Genomic DNA, 1287 nt, shown 5'->3' on the forward strand with positions numbered 1-1287 from the left:
AATCCTCGACCGTGGCGGCGACCTCCTCGGTGGCCAGCTCGCGCGGTACCGGCATCTCCTGAGGGCCGGACGGGGTGAACATGGTGCCCGCCGGCTGGACCGGGGAGGGGGCGACCGGCTGCCGGTGGTGGGGGGTGTTGTCGGGGTGGGACATCCGTCCTACGTGCATGAGCTGGATGACGATGCGTCCGTCCGCGCCGTGCACGGCGTCGGTGACCTTGCGCCAGCCGGCGATGTGCTCCTCGGAGTAGATGCCGGGGGTGAGCAGGTAGCCCTGGCCGTCGGCGTTGGGCTGGGTGCCCTCGGTGATGATGAGGGCGTGCGAGGCGCGCTGGGCGTAGTACTCGGCGTTCAACTCGGTGGGTATGCCTTCCGGAGTGGACCGGTCCCGCGTCATGGGGGCCATCGCGAGCCGGTGCGGCAGGGAGATCTCCCCGACGACGATCGGGTCCCACAGGGCGTTCAACATGGATGATTCCCTAAATAAGGTGTGAGAGAGCTGCGGGGTGTTGGGTTGCAACGAGTAGCGGCTTCGCGGTGACCCGCCGAATGGGCCCGGTGACCTTCCACCGTGGAAGTCATTGAGCCGTCGGGGTCGACAGTGATGTTCTCGGGGATCTCGTCGGCGGCGAAGCCGAACTTCGACGCGGCCCGTACGTCGGTGACAACGGATCCGCAATACGAGTGTCCCGTCCCTGCGGTCACCGCGGCGCCGACCGCAGGACGGCCGCCGCCGCGGTGACCGCCGGCGCGATTCCGACGTTCTGCTTCAGAAATCGCCTTGCGCTCGATGCACTGCGCCGGGCCGTTTGGCGGCGTTGCTGCTGTATGACCTCGGCAAATCAACGAGTGGCTGAGCAATGGACTTTCGAAAAACCAGATGCGTAGGGCCCATCAGATTCAGGTGGAATCGGCGCCCTTGCAGTCGTACCGGGATGTCACGTGGGCATGCGGTTGTTCTTGCGGATCTGCTTGTCGAACGCTCCGGCGGGGACGAGGCGGCGCACCGTGGTGACGCGTGAGGCCAGCGGACCGGCGGTGTAGCGCAGCTTCGGCTTCTTGTCGGTGGCCGCAGTGACGATCACTTTGGCGACGACGGCGGGGTCGTCGCCGCTCTTCATCGCATCCGCGATCACCTCGTCGAAGACGCGCCGTCGCTTGGCGTACAGAGACAGCGGGGTGTCGGGCTGCACGGCGTTGGTGTCGAAGCTGGTCTTGGTATAGGCGGGCTGGACGAGGAGGACCCGGACGCCGTGCTCGCGGACCTCGTGGTCCAGCGACTCGGAG

The 1287-nt window shown here is 66.9% G+C and carries 2 pseudogenes; both read right to left on the minus strand.

Features of this window, described 5'->3' with window-relative positions:
* A pseudogene (locus ACFZCY_RS45480) lies at positions 1–469 on the minus strand (alkene reductase); the annotation flags it as partial.
* A 469-nt stretch (positions 470–938) separates the two neighbouring features.
* A pseudogene (locus ACFZCY_RS45485) lies at positions 939–1287 on the minus strand (short-chain dehydrogenase/reductase); the annotation flags it as partial.

Source organism: Streptomyces sp. NPDC007983, assembly GCF_042958345.1.
Classification (GTDB): Bacteria; Actinomycetota; Actinomycetes; order Streptomycetales; family Streptomycetaceae; genus Streptomyces.